The sequence below is a fragment of the Microbacterium testaceum genome (genome assembly GCF_029761935.1).
Taxonomy (GTDB): Bacteria; Actinomycetota; Actinomycetes; order Actinomycetales; family Microbacteriaceae; genus Microbacterium; species Microbacterium testaceum_A.
This window is the reverse complement of the sequence record NZ_CP121699.1, coordinates 2,568,555-2,584,329: the sequence shown is the minus strand read 5'-3', so window position 1 is coordinate 2,584,329 and position 15,775 is coordinate 2,568,555. Positions and strand designations below refer to the sequence as shown.

The 15,775-nt window shown below is 70.7% G+C and carries 10 protein-coding genes; 7 read left to right on the top strand and 3 right to left on the bottom strand.

Annotated features, from left to right (window positions below):
* Positions 1-120 precede the first annotated feature (120 nt).
* The 4 genes from QBE02_RS12440 (at position 121) to QBE02_RS12425 (ending at position 7,368) form a co-directional block, all read left to right on the top strand.
* Positions 121-3,654, top strand: a complete 3,534-nt coding sequence (locus QBE02_RS12440; protein WP_279365981.1) for a PQQ-dependent sugar dehydrogenase — start codon at positions 121-123, stop codon at positions 3,652-3,654.
* An 86-nt stretch (positions 3,655-3,740) separates the two neighbouring features.
* Entirely contained in the window at positions 3,741-4,769 is a 1,029-nt protein-coding gene (locus QBE02_RS12435) for a sugar phosphate isomerase/epimerase family protein (RefSeq protein ID WP_279365980.1), read from the top strand.
* A gap of 17 nt (positions 4,770-4,786) precedes the next feature.
* The gene (locus QBE02_RS12430) at positions 4,787-6,058 is read left to right on the top strand and encodes a hypothetical protein (protein ID WP_279365979.1); all 1,272 of its coding nucleotides are present in this window, start codon (positions 4,787-4,789) and stop codon (positions 6,056-6,058) included.
* 74 nt (positions 6,059-6,132) lie between these two features.
* Positions 6,133-7,368, top strand: coding sequence for a DUF916 domain-containing protein (locus QBE02_RS12425; protein ID WP_279365978.1), 1,236 nt, complete (start codon positions 6,133-6,135; stop codon positions 7,366-7,368).
* A 642-nt stretch (positions 7,369-8,010) separates the two neighbouring features.
* Here the strand turns inward: QBE02_RS12425 and QBE02_RS12420 are convergent.
* From QBE02_RS12420 to QBE02_RS12410, 3 genes are all read right to left on the bottom strand, one after another.
* Entirely contained in the window at positions 8,011-9,192 is a 1,182-nt protein-coding gene (locus tag QBE02_RS12420) for an ROK family transcriptional regulator (RefSeq protein WP_056224407.1), read from the bottom strand.
* 100 nt (positions 9,193-9,292) lie between these two features.
* Positions 9,293-10,342: an ABC transporter permease gene (locus QBE02_RS12415; protein ID WP_279365976.1), complete on the bottom strand. Its 1,050-nt coding sequence runs from the start codon at positions 10,340-10,342 to the stop codon at positions 9,293-9,295.
* Positions 10,339-11,814: a sugar ABC transporter ATP-binding protein gene (locus tag QBE02_RS12410; RefSeq protein WP_279365974.1), complete on the bottom strand. Its 1,476-nt coding sequence runs from the start codon at positions 11,812-11,814 to the stop codon at positions 10,339-10,341. The genes QBE02_RS12415 and QBE02_RS12410 overlap by 4 nt, the downstream gene beginning before the upstream one ends.
* A 299-nt stretch (positions 11,815-12,113) precedes the next feature.
* Between QBE02_RS12410 and QBE02_RS12405 the strand changes: the two genes are divergently transcribed.
* The 3 genes from QBE02_RS12405 to QBE02_RS12395 all read left to right on the top strand — a co-directional run bounded on the left by QBE02_RS12405 (position 12,114) and on the right by QBE02_RS12395 (position 15,489).
* Positions 12,114-13,163 (top strand): substrate-binding domain-containing protein, encoded by a 1,050-nt coding sequence (locus tag QBE02_RS12405; protein ID WP_056224412.1) that lies wholly within the window; start codon positions 12,114-12,116, stop codon positions 13,161-13,163.
* Positions 13,164-13,255: 92 nt separating this feature from the next.
* Positions 13,256-14,446 carry a Gfo/Idh/MocA family protein gene (locus QBE02_RS12400; RefSeq protein ID WP_279367887.1) on the top strand — a complete coding sequence of 397 codons (1,191 nt, stop codon included), beginning with the start codon at positions 13,256-13,258 and terminating at the stop codon, positions 14,444-14,446.
* A 38-nt stretch (positions 14,447-14,484) separates the two neighbouring features.
* Positions 14,485-15,489 carry a sugar phosphate isomerase/epimerase family protein gene (locus tag QBE02_RS12395; RefSeq protein WP_279365973.1) on the top strand — a complete coding sequence of 335 codons (1,005 nt, stop codon included), beginning with the start codon at positions 14,485-14,487 and terminating at the stop codon, positions 15,487-15,489.
* Positions 15,490-15,775: the final 286 nt, after the last annotated feature.

Below are 15,775 nucleotides of genomic sequence, written 5' to 3'. Positions count from 1 at the left end.
ACCGCGCGTGGCCGACCGCCACCGCACGAAGAGCCCGGGCCGCCACGATCAGTCGTTGAGACCGACTGTGTGGCGACCCGGTGAAAACAACTCGAACGCATTCACAGGAGCTGTTTCACGATGAACTCTACTTCTCGGCATCCGGTCGTCCGGTCCCGGTTGACGGCGGTCCTCGCGGCCACCGCACTGGGCCTGGGCGCCATCGCCGCCGCCCCCGTCCCGGCCTTCGCGCACGACGGGCACGACCACGGCACGACAGACCCCGGGGGCGACCACGGCGACCCCACCGACCCCGGTACCCCCGACCCCGGCGACACCGGCGAAGACGGCGGCGCCCTCGACTGGAGCAACTACGAGCGCGTCCTGCTCACCAAGGACGTGGGCGAGCCCATCGACCTCGCCGTCCTCCCCGACAAGCGCGTCCTGCACACCGCCCGCAACGGCGACGTGCGCCTGACCGATCCCGCGACCGGCGTCACGCGCGTCATCAACACCCTCGACGTCTACGCCAACTCCGAGGACGGCCTGCAGACGGTCGCCCTCGACCCGGATTTCGCCGAGAACAACTGGGTGTACCTCGTCTACTCCCCGCGCGACGCCGACGGTGACGGCGTCGCCGACACCCCGGCGGGCAACTCCCCCAACACCCTCCCAGCGGGGGCCGATGAGTCCTACTGGGACCAGTGGGTCGGCGTGAACCGCCTCGCCCGCTTCCAGTGGAACGGGGACTCCCTCGACCTCGCGAGCGAGCAGGTCGTCCTCGATGTCGAGGTCCAGCGCGGGCAGTGCTGCCACGTCGGCGCCGACATCGGATTCGACGCCGACGGCAATCTCTACCTGAGCACGGGCGACAACACCCCGGCATCCACTCCGGGAGCGAACGGCTTCGCGCCGAACAACGACGCCCCCGGCTACAACCCCGGATTCGACTCGCGCCGCGGCGCCGGCAACACCAACGACCTGCGCGGCAAGATCCTGCGCATCCACGTCGAGGACGACGGCTCCTACACGATCCCCGAGGGCAACCTCTTCGCCCCCGGAACCGAACTCACCCGCCCCGAGATCTTCGTGATGGGCGTGCGCAACCCGTTCCGCATCGAGGTCGACATCGAGACCAACTCGCTGTCGTGGGGCGACTACGGCCCCGACGCCACGAAGGCCGTCGCCGAGACCGCGGGCCGCGGGCCCATGGGTCTGGTGGAGTGGAACGCCATCAGCCTCGACGAGCCCCAGAACGCCGGGTGGCCCTACGTCCACGCCGACAACCAGGCCTACAACGACTGGGACTTCGCCACGGCGACGCCGGGTGCGTTCTTCGACCCGCAGAACCTCAAGAACGAGTCGCGGTGGAACACCGGTCTCACCGACCTTCCGCCCGCGCAGCCCGCGACCCTCTGGTACGGCGACAACCCCGGCGACCAGCCGTGGGACGAGCTGGTGAACTTCGGCGCCGGTACCGGCCAGGGCCCCATGGGCGGACCCGTCTACCACTACGACGAGACCAACCCCTCGCCCACGAAGCTCCCGCAGCACTGGGACCGCAAGGCGTTCATGGGCGAGTTCTCGCAGGACTACATCGCCGCGTTCACGCTCGACTGGGACACCTTCGAGGTCAGCGACATCGAGGACTTCCTTCCGAACGCGGCGCTCAGCACCCTGGGCCAGCCGCCGCACGACAACCCCATGGACATGGAGATCGGCCCCGACGGCTCGATGTACGTGCTCGACTACGGTGACGGCTTCTTCCGCGCGAACCCCGATGCCGGTCTGTACCGCATCGACTACGTCGCCGGCAACAAGTCGCCCCAGGCGCGTTTCACCGCAACCCCCACCTCGTCGTCGCAGGCTCCCCTGACGGTGGCGTTCGACGCGTCGACCTCGACCGACCCCGACGGAGACGCCCTCACCTACGAGTGGGACTTCGACGGTGACGGCACCTACGATGCGACCGGTGCGACCACGTCGTTCACCTACACGGAGCTGGGCAACTACAGCGCCCGACTGCGCGTGTCCGACCCGGGCGGACGCTTCGGTCTGACCTCGCAGACCATCTCGGTCGGCAACCAGGCGCCCGAGGTGACCGTGGCCTTCCCCGGCAACGGCGCGTTCTTCGACTGGGGTCAGGCGATCCCGTTCCAGGTCACGACGACGGATGCCGAGGACGGCGACGCCACGGAATGCTCGCGCGTGACGTGGACCTACGGTCTCGGCCACGACGAGCACGCCCACCCCGAGGTCTCGGGCACGGGCTGCACGGGCGTCTTCCGCACCGATCCGAACTCGCCCGAGCACGGCCCCGGTGCCCTGCTCTACGGCGCGGTCGTGGTCACGTACACCGACGCCGGCGCCAACGGACTGCCGGCGGCCACGGGTGAGGCGACCGTTCGCCTGAACCCGAAGCTGCAGCAGGCCGAGCACGCGATCCGTCGCGAGGGCGTCACCACCTACGCCGACACCGACGCCTCGGGCGGCAACGCCATCCGCGGTCTGGGATCGGGCGACTACCTCGCCTTCGACCCGGTGAACTTCGCCGGGATCGACGGGGCCGTGGTCCGTGCCAGCGGCGCCGGCGAGGTCCAGCTGCGCTGGGGAGCGGCCGACGCCGAGCCCTTCGCGACCGCCACCATCCCGGCGGGTAACGGCTGGCAGGACGTCGAAATCGCCTTCGAGGCCCCCGAGGGCACCGGAGCGCTCTACGTCACCTCGGCCGACGAGCTGGCCGTCGACGCGCTGACCATGGTCGGCGACGGCGTCGGAGACGTCACGCCCCCCACCGTCGCGCACACGCTGGCCCCCGCCACCCCGACGGGTGTCGGCGGCGTGTTCAACGAGCCGGTCCGCTTCTCGGTGCAGGCCGCCGACAACGGCACGCTCGCGAGCGTCCAGTACTCGCGCGACAACGGCGCGACCTGGGTGAACCTCGCGGCGAACCAGCAGTACGGGGTGACGTTCGATCAGGACGGCGCCTACGACATCCGCTACCGCGCCACCGACACCGGTGGCAACGTGTCGGAGCTCGGTTCGGTGTCGTTCACGATCGACCTCGACGCTCCCAACGAGCCGACGGTCGACACCCGCACGCTCGTCTCGCTCGGCTCCCCGCGAGTCACCTACGGCGCCCCGGGCGACCTGACGGTGTCGGTGCGCGGAGAGGGCGGCGCCCCCACGGGCGAGGTCGTGCTCACGGTCGGCGACACCGAGCTCGGTCGCGCGACCCTGGACGCCGACGGCAACGCCGTCGTCGCCCTCCCGGCGGACCTCCCGGTCGGCACGCACACCCTGCGGGCCACCTACGGAGCCGACGAGACGTTCAAGGGGTCGGCCGGCATCGGTCGTCTCACGGTCTCGCAGGCGAAGTCGACGACCTCTGTCGCCGTCTCGCCAACGCCGGTCAAGCCCGCCGTGGCGGCCACCGCCACGGTCCAGGTGGCCTCGTCGACGGGCATCGTCCCGACCGGTGATGCCACGGTGACCATCCGTCGCAACAACGCGGTCGTCGCCACCCTCACCGGCACGCTCGGCGCAGACGGCACCGTCCAGGTGACCCTGCCCAAGCTCAGCGCGGAGGGCGCCTACCAGGTGCAGGCGTCGTACACCGGTTCGACCGGAATCGCGAAGAGCAGCGGCAGCGCGAACCTGACCGTCAAGAAGTAACACCCCGGTGGGGGTCGCGTACCGCGGCCCCCACCACCCTCACGGTCGTCCCCGACCCCGGGGCGGACCCACCTCGAAGGAGAGTCATGAGTCACCACCACGACCACGCGCACCCCACGGTGCCGGATCGGCCCATGAGCCGGCGCACGCTGCTCAAGGCCCTGGCGGCGTCATCCGTCGCCGTCGGCATCGGCGCCGCCGCCATGCCCGCCGCAGCCTCCGCCTCCACGGCCTTCGGCGCCCGCGCCGCGGCGGCCGCTCCCCCGGTCAGCGCCGGGAAGCGTCTCGTCCCCGTCAACCGCATCGGCATCCAGCTCTTCACCGTCCGCGACAAGGTCAGCTCGCTGGGCTTCCGCGCGGTGTTCGAGGAGCTGGCCCGTATCGGTTACTCCGAGATCGAGTTCGCGGGCTACACCCAGGGCAACGTCGGCGCGATCACGCCGCAGGAGATCCGCCAGTTGCTCGATGACAACGGCCTGCGCGCGACCGGCGCGCACGTCAACCTCACCCCGGCCAACATCGACCAGCAGCTCGACATCGCCCACGTGCTGGGCATGCCGCACCTGGGCCAGGGCGGCCCCATCGCCGGAGGCTACGGCGGTCCCCTCGCCAAGGATCCGTGGATGCAGGCCATCGGCACGTGGAACCAGATGGGCGAGAAGGGTCGCGCCGCGGGCATCAAGCTCTACCTGCACAACCACGCGCAGGAGTGGGGCTTCACCACCGACACCAACGAGCGCGTGTACGACCTGTACTGGGAGAACCTCAACCCCGAGACGGTGTTCTTCGAGATGGACGTCTACTGGGCGCACGTCGGAAAGCACCTGTACCCCGGTTTCGAGCCGATCGACTACATCAAGCGCGACCCCCGGCGGTTCCCGATCCTCCATCTGAAGGACGGCGCGCTCAATCCGAACAGTGCAAACGGCTACGACATCGTCGAGTTCGGCGCCGGGAACATCGACTACACGGCGTTCCTGTCGCAGCTGCGCGACCGCGGCCAGCGCTTCGGCATGTTCGAGCAGGACAACGCCTCCACGGTGCCGGTCAACCCCGGGAACTCGCTCGCGAACGCCGACCGCAGCTACGACAACATCGCAGCCCTGCGCGGCTGAGCGACGAGGAAGAACTGATGAACAGAATCACGAAACTGACCATCGTCGGCCTCCTCGTCATCGGGGGCAGCGTGGTCGCGGTCCCCGCGTACGCGGCCGACCTCACCTGCACCGACGACCTGGGCAGCCAGACCGTCTCGGGCAACCTCATCGTCCCGGGAGGGGCGGACTGCGTCCTCGGCGGCGCGACCGTCGAGGGCGACATCGTCGTCGAGGCGGGCGGTTGGCTGGATGCCACCTCGGTCACGGTCACCGGAGACGTCGTCGCCACCGACGCCTACGGCGTCTCGCTCGACGGCACGAGCGTCGCCGGCGACGTCAGCGCCTACTCCGCCGACACCACCGTGGGCTTCCTCTACGTCAACGACCTCAAGGTCGGGGGCTCGGTGGAAGCCGGCGGCATCGACGTCGAGGTCGTCGACAGCGCGATCTCGGGCTCGCTGCTCACGCAGCAGGCCACCTACGTCGACGTCGTGCGCACGTCGGTCGGTGCGGACGTGTCGATTGACGGCTCGGGCTGGGGCGTGTCGATGACCGGCGCCGTCGTCAAGGGCGACGTCACCGTGAGCGGCAGCTCGCGCGACGTGCTGATCGGCGCGACGGCCGACGGCGGCTCCGACGCCTTCGCCAACTCGATCGGAGGGGGCCTCTCGCTCACCGGGAACACCGCGAACCTGCGCGTGGCGAACACCACCGTGTACGGCGCTCTCGCCCTCGACGGGAACACCCCGGCGGCGGCGTTCGGCGCGGGCGTGCGCGCCGGCTCGACCACCGGCGACTACACGGGTGAGGCTCCGACCGCCCCTCCCGCGGGCGACCAGTCGATCGCGGTGACCGTCCCCGGCCAGGGTTCGGGCGAACTCACCTGGTCGATCGAGGGCACCTCGCGCCTCGTCGACCTCGGAGTGGCGACCGAGAACCTCGACCACTACGCAGCAGCGGGCGAGATCGTCCCGATCCGCGTCCAGGACACCCGGGCCGGCAACCCCGGCTGGTCCCTGACCGCGCAGGTGTCGAACTTCGCCGCCGACGGCCAGGAGGTGTCGAGCACGTACCTCGGCTGGACGCCCGAGGTGCTCGAGACGCAGGGCGGCGCCGTCGCCGGGGCCCCCGTGCCCTCGGGCTTCGACAGCGGCCAGGGCCTCTCGGTCGCCCGCACCCTCGCGCAGGCGAACGACGGCCACGAGCGGGGTAGCTCGCTCGTGGGCGCCGACCTGGATCTCAAGCTCCCGCTCGAGACCCCCCGCGGCACCTACACCGCGACCGTGACGCTGACCGCCCTCAGCTGACCCCCTCCCCGTCGGGGTCGCGCCCCTCGAGAGCGCGGCCCCGACGGGATCCCTTCCACACGAAAGCCACGCCCATGTCCCAGGCGAAGACCACTCCCCGTCCCCTCCGACTCCTCCTCGCCTTCCTCGCCGGCCTCGCGCTGCTGCTGGGAACGCCCCTCGCCGCCTCCGCGGAAGCCGCCCCCTCCCCCGACACCACGGTCACGTGGAGCGTGAAACCCGCCGACACCGCGCAAGGGCGCGACCGGCCCAACTACGCCTACGACCTGATGCCCGGCGGCACGGTCGGCGACGCCCTGTACGTCGCGAACCGCAGCCCCCAGCCGATCACCCTGCGCGTGTACGCCGCCGACGGCTTCCTCACCGACGACGGAGCCCTCGACATCCTCGCCGGGGGCGCGGAATCCACCGACCTCGGCAGCTGGGTCTCGATCGCATCCCCCGAACTCACCCTCGACAGCGGCGCGAGCGCCGAGGTCCCCTTCACCGTCACCGTGCCCGCCGACGCCGCCCCGGGCGACTACGCGGCCGGCATCGTGGCATCCATGCTCGTCACGGCCGACAACGGCACCGTCACCGAACGTCGCCTGGGCTCGCGTGTACACCTCCGCGTGCAGGGCGACCTCGCCCCCTCCCTCGCGATCGGCGACGTCGTCGTCGACTACCACGGCACCACGAACCCCGCCGAGACGGGATCCGCGACCGTGGGCTACACCCTGACCAACACCGGCAACACGCGTCTCGACCCGAACGTCGAGGTCGCCCTCGGCGGGCCGTTCGGCTGGGCGCGCGTGACCGCGGCCGACGACGCCCCCGAGCTGCTCCCCGGCAGCTCGCTGAAACGCACCGTCGAGGTCGCCGGCGTCGTCCCCCTCGTGCTGCTGTCAGCCGACGTCACCGCCACCTCGCAGGTCGTCTCGCGCACACTGGCCGGCGCGGAGCCGTCGGCCCTCGACCCCCTCGTGTCGCAGGGCGCGGCCGCCACGGCCGCCGTGCCGTGGACGGCGCTCGCGATCCTCGCCGTGGTCGCCCTGCTCGTGGCCTGGCGCGTCATCGCCGCCCGACGCCGTCGAGCGGCCCACGCCCGGGAGATCGCCGCCGCCGTGGCTGCCGCGCGGGCAGATGCCGACGGATCCGGATCAGCTGCCGAGGGGACGGATGCCGACGGGACGGATGCCGCTGGGCCCGGCGCCGCGACGGGTGCGGCCGCCGAGCGCGAGCCGGTGCCCGCCGGCGGCGTGGCCGACACGGGGGGAGTCCCCGAGGCTCTCTCCCCCGCCCCGACCCGCGCCTCGCGCCGGTCGCCCTGAGACCCGCTCGCGGCGTGGAGAGGGACACTCCGCGCCGCGAGCGATCGACGACGTCCGCCGTGCTCGTGCACTGCGGGCGTTCCTCGTGCGCTGGTCCGGCCCGCCTCCCGGGCCCGCGCACGCCCGGCCTGCCCCGGCCTGGCCCGCCCCGGCCTGGCCTGCCCCGGCCACAACGCAGGAACATCGACCCGTTCGGGGCCTCTTCGCCCGGCCCGGTGGCCCGCCGCCGCCAGATGTCCTGCGTCCTGCCACGGGAGGGACCGGCGACGCACCGGGCACGGCCGCGGGGGATTCACGACGCGCCAGGGTCCCGGCATCCGGAATCGGCCTGTCGGGGAAACGATCCGCCGCCGTACGCGCCGGACCGGTTCACCACCCACCCGCCGGACCGACAACCCCGACTCGGGTGCACAACTCCTGCGCATCGCGCGACTGCGGCCCACCGAGGGCGCAGAACACGCCCATCTGCAGGAGTTGTGCACGCGCCACCGCCCCGGCATGGCGCAGCGGCCCCGCCGGCCGGCCCCATCGGGAACCCCGGCACGGGGGCACAACTCCTTCATATCGCGCGCCCGCGGCTCACCGACGGCGCGGAACCGTCCGATCTGCAGGAGTTGTGCGGCGGCAGCGACCCGTCGCGGGTCAGGCGCGGAGGAACGCGGCGTTCAGCGATTCGGGGGCGAGGGCGTGCTCGACCGCGAGCATGCTCGCGCCGATCACGGCGGCCTTCTCGGCGGCGACCGACTGGACGATCGAGAGGTACTCGGTGGCCAGCGGCGTGGAGCGCGTGTACACGACCTCGCGAACGCCCGCGATGAGATGCTCGCCCACGCGCGCCATGGACCCGCCGATCGCGATCACCGAGGGGTTCATCAGGCTCACGCACGTCGTGAGCACCTCGCCGATGTCACGACCCGCCTGGCGCACGGCCTGGATCGCGTCGATGTTGCCGCGCTTGACGAGGTCGACCACGTCGGAGCCGGTGTGCGCGTCGATGCCCTGCGCGCGCAGCGCGCGCGCGATCGCGGGACCGGATGCCAAGGCCTCGAGGCATCCGCGATTGCCGCACTGGCACGGGATGTCGGCGCCGCGCGCGACCTGGACGTGACCGATGTCGCCGGCGATGCCCTGGGCTCCGCGCTGCAGGTGACCGTCGGAGATGATGCCGGTGCCGATGCCGGTGGCGACCTTCACGAACATGAAGTGGTCGACGGCGGGCCAGGCGATGCTGCGCTCGCCCAGCGCCATGATGTTGACGTCGTTGTCGACGAGGACGGGAACCGGCATGTGCTGGTAGATCCAGCCGGGGATGTCGAAGCGATCCCAGCCGGGCATGATCGGGGGGTTCACCGGCTGTCCGGTGGAGTGCTCGACGGGGCCGGGGACGCCGATGCCCATCGCGGCCACGTCGGAGGTGGAGCGGCCCGACTCGGAGAGCAGCGCCGTCGCGGTCTCGACGAGCCAGGTGAGCACGGGCTCGGGACCCGTGGCGATGTCGATGTCGCCGGTGCGCTCGCTGAGCACCTTGCCGGTGAGGTCGGCGATCGCGACCGTCGCGTGCGAGGCACCGAGGTCGACGGCGACGACGACCTTGGCCGCGGGGTTGATCGCGAACTGCGACGGCGGCCGTCCGCCGGTGGACACCGCGTCGGCGACGGGGGTGATGAGGCCCATGCGCATGAGTTCGTCGACGCGCACGGCGACCGTCGATCGGGCGAGGCCGGTCGACTTGGCCAGCTCCGCTCGCGTACGCGGTACGCCGTCTCGCAGCAGCTGGAACAACTGGCTCACGCCGTTGACCGACTGCACGGAATCTGTCGTCATCCTCTTCACGCCCTCAGTACACCATTAGTAGCAATGCATTCCATCCACATACCGACGGCGACTACGCGAATCACGCAGCCGCCGTCGGCATAAGGGGTCGTCAGCCCCGTCCCGGAGGACGGGAGAAGCGCTGCTGCAGGAGCACCGCGACCACGATGATGACACCTTTCGCCACCGCCTGTACGGAAGACGAGAGATTGTTCTGGATGAACACGTTCGACAACGTCGCGAAGATGAGGACGCCGAACACCGTACCGGTGATCGTCCCTCGGCCGCCGACGAGGAGCGTGCCGCCCACCACGACCGCGGCGATGGCGTCCAACTCGTACAGCTGACCGTGGGTCGAGGTGCCCGCCGTCGTGCGGCCGAGGATCATGACGGCCGCGATACCGGCGCACAGACCCGTGATCGCGTACAGCCACATCGTGTGCCGACGCACGTCGATGCCCGCCAGGCGCGCGGCCTCGCGGTTGCCGCCGACGGCCACGGTGCGACGCCCGAAGGTGGTGCGGTTCAACAGCACCCAGCCGAGGGCCGCCACGATGGCGAAGATCCAGATCAGGATGTCGACGCCGAGGATGTCGGCGTTCATGAAGGTGATGAAGCCGCGGTCCTGCACGACGAGCGTGCGACGCTCGGCCAGGATCTCGGCCAGGCCGCGCGCGCCGACGAGCATGGCGAGGGTCGCCATGAAGGCCACGACGTTGCCGTACGCGATGACGATGCCGTTGATGAGGCCGGCGCCCACGCCCACCGCGAGGGCGATGACGACCATGACGCTCCAGTGCAGGTTGTCGGCGAGATCCTGCACGGCGGCGAGGGTCGCAACCACGGAGGCGAGGCCCATGACAGAGCCGACCGACAGGTCGATGCCGCCCGCGATGATCACGAGGGTCATGCCGATGCTGATGACACCGATGATCGAGGCCTGGCGGAGGATGACGAGCAGGTTGTCGACGCTCGTGAACGACCCGGGCGCGGTGATGGCGCCGACGATGACGATGACCAGCAGCGCGACGACGAGGCCGATGTTGCGGCCGGCCGATCCGGAGAGGAAGCGGCGCCAGGCGGGCTCGGGAGCGGTAGCCGCGACGGCCCCGGTCTCGGTGGGGACCGTGCGTGCACGGGTCGGGGTGGTCGGCTCGCTCACGCGGCGGATCCTTTCATGACGAGATCGAGCACGCCGTGCTCGTCGATCTGGTGGGAGGGGAGGGTGCTCAGGATGCGACCGTCGGCGACGACGAGGACGACATCGGCGAGGCCGAGGACCTCTTCGATCTCGCTCGAGACGACGACGACCGCGTTGCCTGCGGCGGCGAGATCGCGGATGAGGGCGTAGATCTCGGCGCGGGCGCCGACGTCGACGCCGCGGGTGGGTTCGTCGAGCAGCAGCACCTCGGTGCCGTGCACGAGCCAGCGGGCGAGCAGGATCTTCTGCTGGTTGCCGCCGGACAGGGTGCGCGCGGGACGATCGGGATCGGCCGGGCGCAGCTCGAAGGCGTCGATCTGTTCGCGGGCGACCTTGCGTGCGGCGCGGTCGTCGAGGAACCCGCCCTTGGCGAAGCGCTTCATCGAGGCCAGCGCGATGTTGACGAAGATCGGCTCGTCGAGCACGAGCCCCTGGCTCTTGCGCTCCTCGGGCGACAGACCGATGCCCGCGCCGACGGCGGCGCGGACCGACCCGCGGGGAAGCACCCTGTCACGGACGCGCACGGAGCCGGCGTTCGAGCGTCGCGCTCCGTAGACCGTCTCGAGGATCTCGGATCGACCCGAGCCGACGAGTCCGGCGAGCCCCACCACCTCACCGGCGCGCACCGAGAACGACACGTCGGAGAAGACCCCGTCGAGCCCGAGTCCCTGCACGTCGAGCACGACAGGGGCATCGGATGCCACGGGCACACGCTCGGGGAAGACGTTGGCCACCTCGCGCCCGGTCATGAGCCGGATGAGTTCGGCCTTCGGGGTGTCGGCGGCGGAGAGACCGACCGCGGTGGTCCGCCCGTCCTTCAGGACGGTGATGCGGTCGCCGATCTCGCGGATCTCTTCGAGGCGGTGCGTGATGTAGACGACGGCGATGCCCGCGGCGGTGAGCTCGCGCACGACGGCGAAGAGGTTCTTGACCTCTTCGGTGTCGAGGACGGCCGAGGGCTCGTCCATGATGATCAGCTTGATGTCGTGCGACAGCGCGCGCGCCATGCTGACGATCTGCTTGTTGGCGGCGCTGAGCGAGCCGACCTCGGTGTTCGGAGAGAGGTTGGCGTGTCCGAGACGGCGCAGCAGCTCGCGGGTCTGCCGGGCGGCTTCGGCGCGCTGCGTGAAGCCACCGCGCGCGAGCTCGTGCCCGAGGAAGATGTTCTCGGCGATCGTGAGGCCGTCGACGACGTCGAGCTCCTGGTACATCGTCGCGATGCCGAGGTCGATGGCCGCATCGGGGTCGGCGATCTCGACGTTCTCGCCGAGCCACACGATCTCTCCCTCGTCGGGGCGGTGCACTCCGGCGAGGGTCTTGATGAGAGTCGACTTGCCCGCGCCGTTCTGGCCCAACACGCAGTGCACCTCACCGGCGACGATGTCGAGATCGACACCGCGCAGGGCGCGGACGCCGGCGAAGGACTTGGTCACGCCTCGGACGGTGAGTAATGACGACTGATGGTCAACTTTGATCACGCGGCGAACATAACACGCCGCCTCACCGTCGCGCGACCCGAATTCGGCGCCGCGCCGGGAAGCCGCCTCCCGCATGCGCGCGAGCGCTCTGCTGTCGGAATCAGCGCGAGCACCGACTTATGCGGCTTAAAAAACAAAAGATGCTCAATCAACCGACACTTCTGCTAGCGTGAGCCACGTCAGAGTGGACCCTTCCTTCCGGAATGACCCGGGGCCGCGATGACCCCAGCTGCATCACATTTCAAGGAGGAAACATGCGCTCACAGTGGAAGTCGCGTTCGCGACTCGTCCTGACCGGTATCGCCGTCGTCGCCTCGGTCGGCCTTCTCGCCGGCTGCACCGGCTCGGGCGGCGACAGCCAGAACGTGGTCGACCAGGGCACCACGACCGAAGAGAACGCCGCCGCCGGTGACACCGTCACCATCGGGTTCTCGGGCCCCGCCGCCGACCACGGGTGGCTCGGCGCCATCAACTCGGGTGCGCTCGCCGCCGCCGAGAGCTTCCCCGACGTCGACCTCAAGGTCGCCGAGGGAACGAACGACGTCAACGCGCAGATCGCGGCCGTCGAGACCTTCATCAACGACGGCGTCGACGCCATCGTGCTCCTGCCGAGCGACGGCGCCGCCCTCACCGAGGTCGCGATCAAGGCGATGAACGCGGGCATCCCCGTGATCAACGTCGACCGCGAGTTCTCGAGCCCCTTCGCCGCCCGCTCGACCATCCTGGGCGACAACTACGGCATGGGCGTCAGCGCCGGCACGTACATCTGCTCGCAGCTCGAGGGCAACAGCAGTGCCGTCGTCGGCGAGATCGCGGGCATCGACTCCCTGCCGCTCACGCAGGACCGCTCGGCGGGCTTCGCCGACGCCCTGTCGGACTGCGGCCTGAAGGTCGGACCCCGCGTCGCCGCGGACTTCACCGTCCAGGGCGGCGAGGCCTCGACCTCGCAGCTGCTGTCGGCGAACCCGAAGATCGACGCCATCTGGAACCACGACGACGACCAGGGCATCGGCGTGCTCGCCGCCATCACGGCAGCCGGCCGCGACGAGTTCATCATGGTCGGCGGCGCGGGCAGCCGGAACGCGATGGAGTCCATCCAGGCCGACGACAGCGTCCTGAAGGCCACGGTCATCTACCCGTCGACGCAGGCCGCCGACGGCATCGCCCTGGCGCGCCTGATCGCGCAGGGCAAGACCGCCGGTGACCTCATCACGCCCAGCGTCCCCAACCGCATCGTGTTGGACGCCCCCGTGGTGACGAAGGACAACGTCGCGTCCTTCATCGACCTCTCGTTCCAGTCCTGACCCGGTCCGGGGCGTCCGCGTTCGTCGCGGGCGCCCCGTCCCCCGTCCCCCACAGAAAGACCTCAATCGTGACCCAGCCCCTTCGCATCGCCATGATCGGTGCGGGATTCATGGGCGCCGCGCATTCCCAGGGATGGCGCGTCGCCCCTCGTTTCTTCGACCTCCCCCTCGCCCCCGAGATGAGCCTGCTCGTCGGGCGCGACGCGGCCCGCACGCAGGCCGCCGCCGAGACCTGGGGCTGGCAGGAGAGCGCGACGGATTGGCGCGAGGTCATCCACCGCTCCGACATCGACGTCGTCGACATCGTCACCCCCGGCGATTCGCACGCCGAGATCGCGATCGCCGCCCTCGCCGCCGGCAAGCACGTCCTGTGCGAGAAGCCCCTCGCCAACACCGTCGACGAGGCCCGGCGCATGGCCGAGGCCGCCTCGTCCGCCGCGGACAGCGGCATCCGCTCGATGGTCGGCTTCACGTACCGGCGTCTTCCCGCCACGACCTTCGCCCGCGACCTCGTCGCCGCGGGCCGCCTCGGCGACATCCGCCAGGTGCGCGCCGAATACCTCCAGGACTGGCTGAGCGACGCCGAGGCCCCGCTCACGTGGCGCCTGCAGAAGGACCGCGCCGGATCCGGCGCCCTCGGCGACATCGGCGCCCACGCCGTCGACCTCACCGAGTTCATCACCGGGCAGCGCGTGAGCCGCGTCGCCGGCATCCTCGAGACGATCGTCGACGAGCGTCCCGTCCTCGCCTCCTCGTCCGGGCTCTCCGGTTCCGCGGGCACCGAACGCGGGGCCGTCACCGTCGACGACCTCGCCCTCTTCACCGGTCGCCTCGAGAGCGGCGCCCTCGCCTCGTTCGAGGCCTCGCGCTTCCGCCTCGGCCGCAAGAACGCCCTGCGGATCGAGATCGCCGGATCTCTCGGCTCGCTGTCGTTCGACCTCGAGAGCCCGAACGAACTGCAGTTCTACGACGCCACGCTCCCCGCCGCCGAGCAGGGCTTCCGTCGGATCCTCGTCACCGAACCCGAGCACCCGTACGTCGCCGCGTGGTGGCCCACCGGTCACATGCTCGGCTACGAGCACGGCTTCTCGCACCAGGCGAAGGACTTCGTCGAGGCCGTCGCCGCCGGAGCCGCCCCGACCCCCTCGTTCGCCGACGGCCTGCACGTGCAGGAGGTGCTCGACGCCGTCGCGCGCAGCTCCGAGGCCGACGGCGTCTGGACCGGCGTCGATGCCGACCTGGCCACCGCTTCTTCCGGGGGCCGCGCGTTCGCGGCATCCTGAATCCGATCCCGGAACCGCACCGACGAAAGGACGCCGCGATGACGCGACCGATCACCCTCTTCACCGGCCAGTGGGCCGACCTCCCCTTCGAGGAGGTGGCCCGTCTCGCCGGCGAGTGGGGCTACGACGGCCTCGAGATCGCCTGCTGGGGGGACCACCTCGACCCTTGGCGCTGGGACGACGAGGCCTACGTGCAGGGCAAGCTCGACGTGCTCGAGCGCAACGGCCTGAAGGTGTGGACCATCTCGAACCACCTCAAGGGACAGGTCGTCTGCGACGACCCCATCGACCAGCGTCACCGCGACATCGTGTCGGACCGGGTGTGGGGCGACGGCGACCCCGAGGGCGTGCGTCAGCGCGCCGCCGAAGAGCTGAAGAACACCGCGCGCCTCGCCGCGAAGCTGGGCGTCAAGACGGTCACGGGCTTCACCGGCTCGAGCATCTGGAAGTACGTCGCGATGTTCCCGCCCGCCACCGAGCAGATGGTGGATGCCGGATACCAGGACTTCGCGGACCGCTGGAACCCGATCCTCGACGTGTTCGACGAGGTCGGCGTGCGTTTCGCCCACGAGGTGCACCCCTCCGAGATCGCCTACGACTACTGGACGACGAAGCGCGCTCTCGAGGCCATCGGGCACCGCGAGGCGTTCGGGTTGAACTGGGATCCCTCGCACATGGTGTGGCAGGACATCGATCCGGTCGCGTTCCTGTGGGACTTCCAGGACAAGATCTTCCACGTGCACTGCAAGGACACGAAGAAGCGTCTCGGCAACGGCCGCAACGGACGCCTGTCGTCGCACCTGCCGTGGGCCGACCCGCGACGCGGGTGGGACTTCATCTCGACCGGGCACGGCGATGTGCCGTGGGAGGACGCCTTCCGCATGCTCAACGGCATCGGCTACGACGGGCCGCTGTCGGTCGAGTGGGAGGACGCGGGCATGGACCGCCTGGTCGGAGCGCCCGAGGCGCTCGGATTCGTGCGGAAGCTGTCGTCGTACGAGCCCTCCGGGGCGGCGTTCGACGCGGCGTTCAGCCAGCGCTGATCCGGGGGGATCGGTCGGAAGCGAACGGAAGGGCCGGATGCCGAGGCATCCGGCCCTTCCGTCTGCCCGGGCGGGGCCTGAGGGGGCGCCGAAGCGCCCTCGCTCCCCGCGACACGACGCAGGAGATCCGGTCGCGCGATACCGTTCTGGCCGCACGGCGGGCGGATGGGGACGGAAACTCCTGCGTTGTGCCCGCAGCCGCGATGCGGGGTCGCCGTCGACGGGCTCCGAGCTATACGGTCGGCCCGAACGTCCTCCCACCGCGGGCGAGCGGCCACGACGCAGG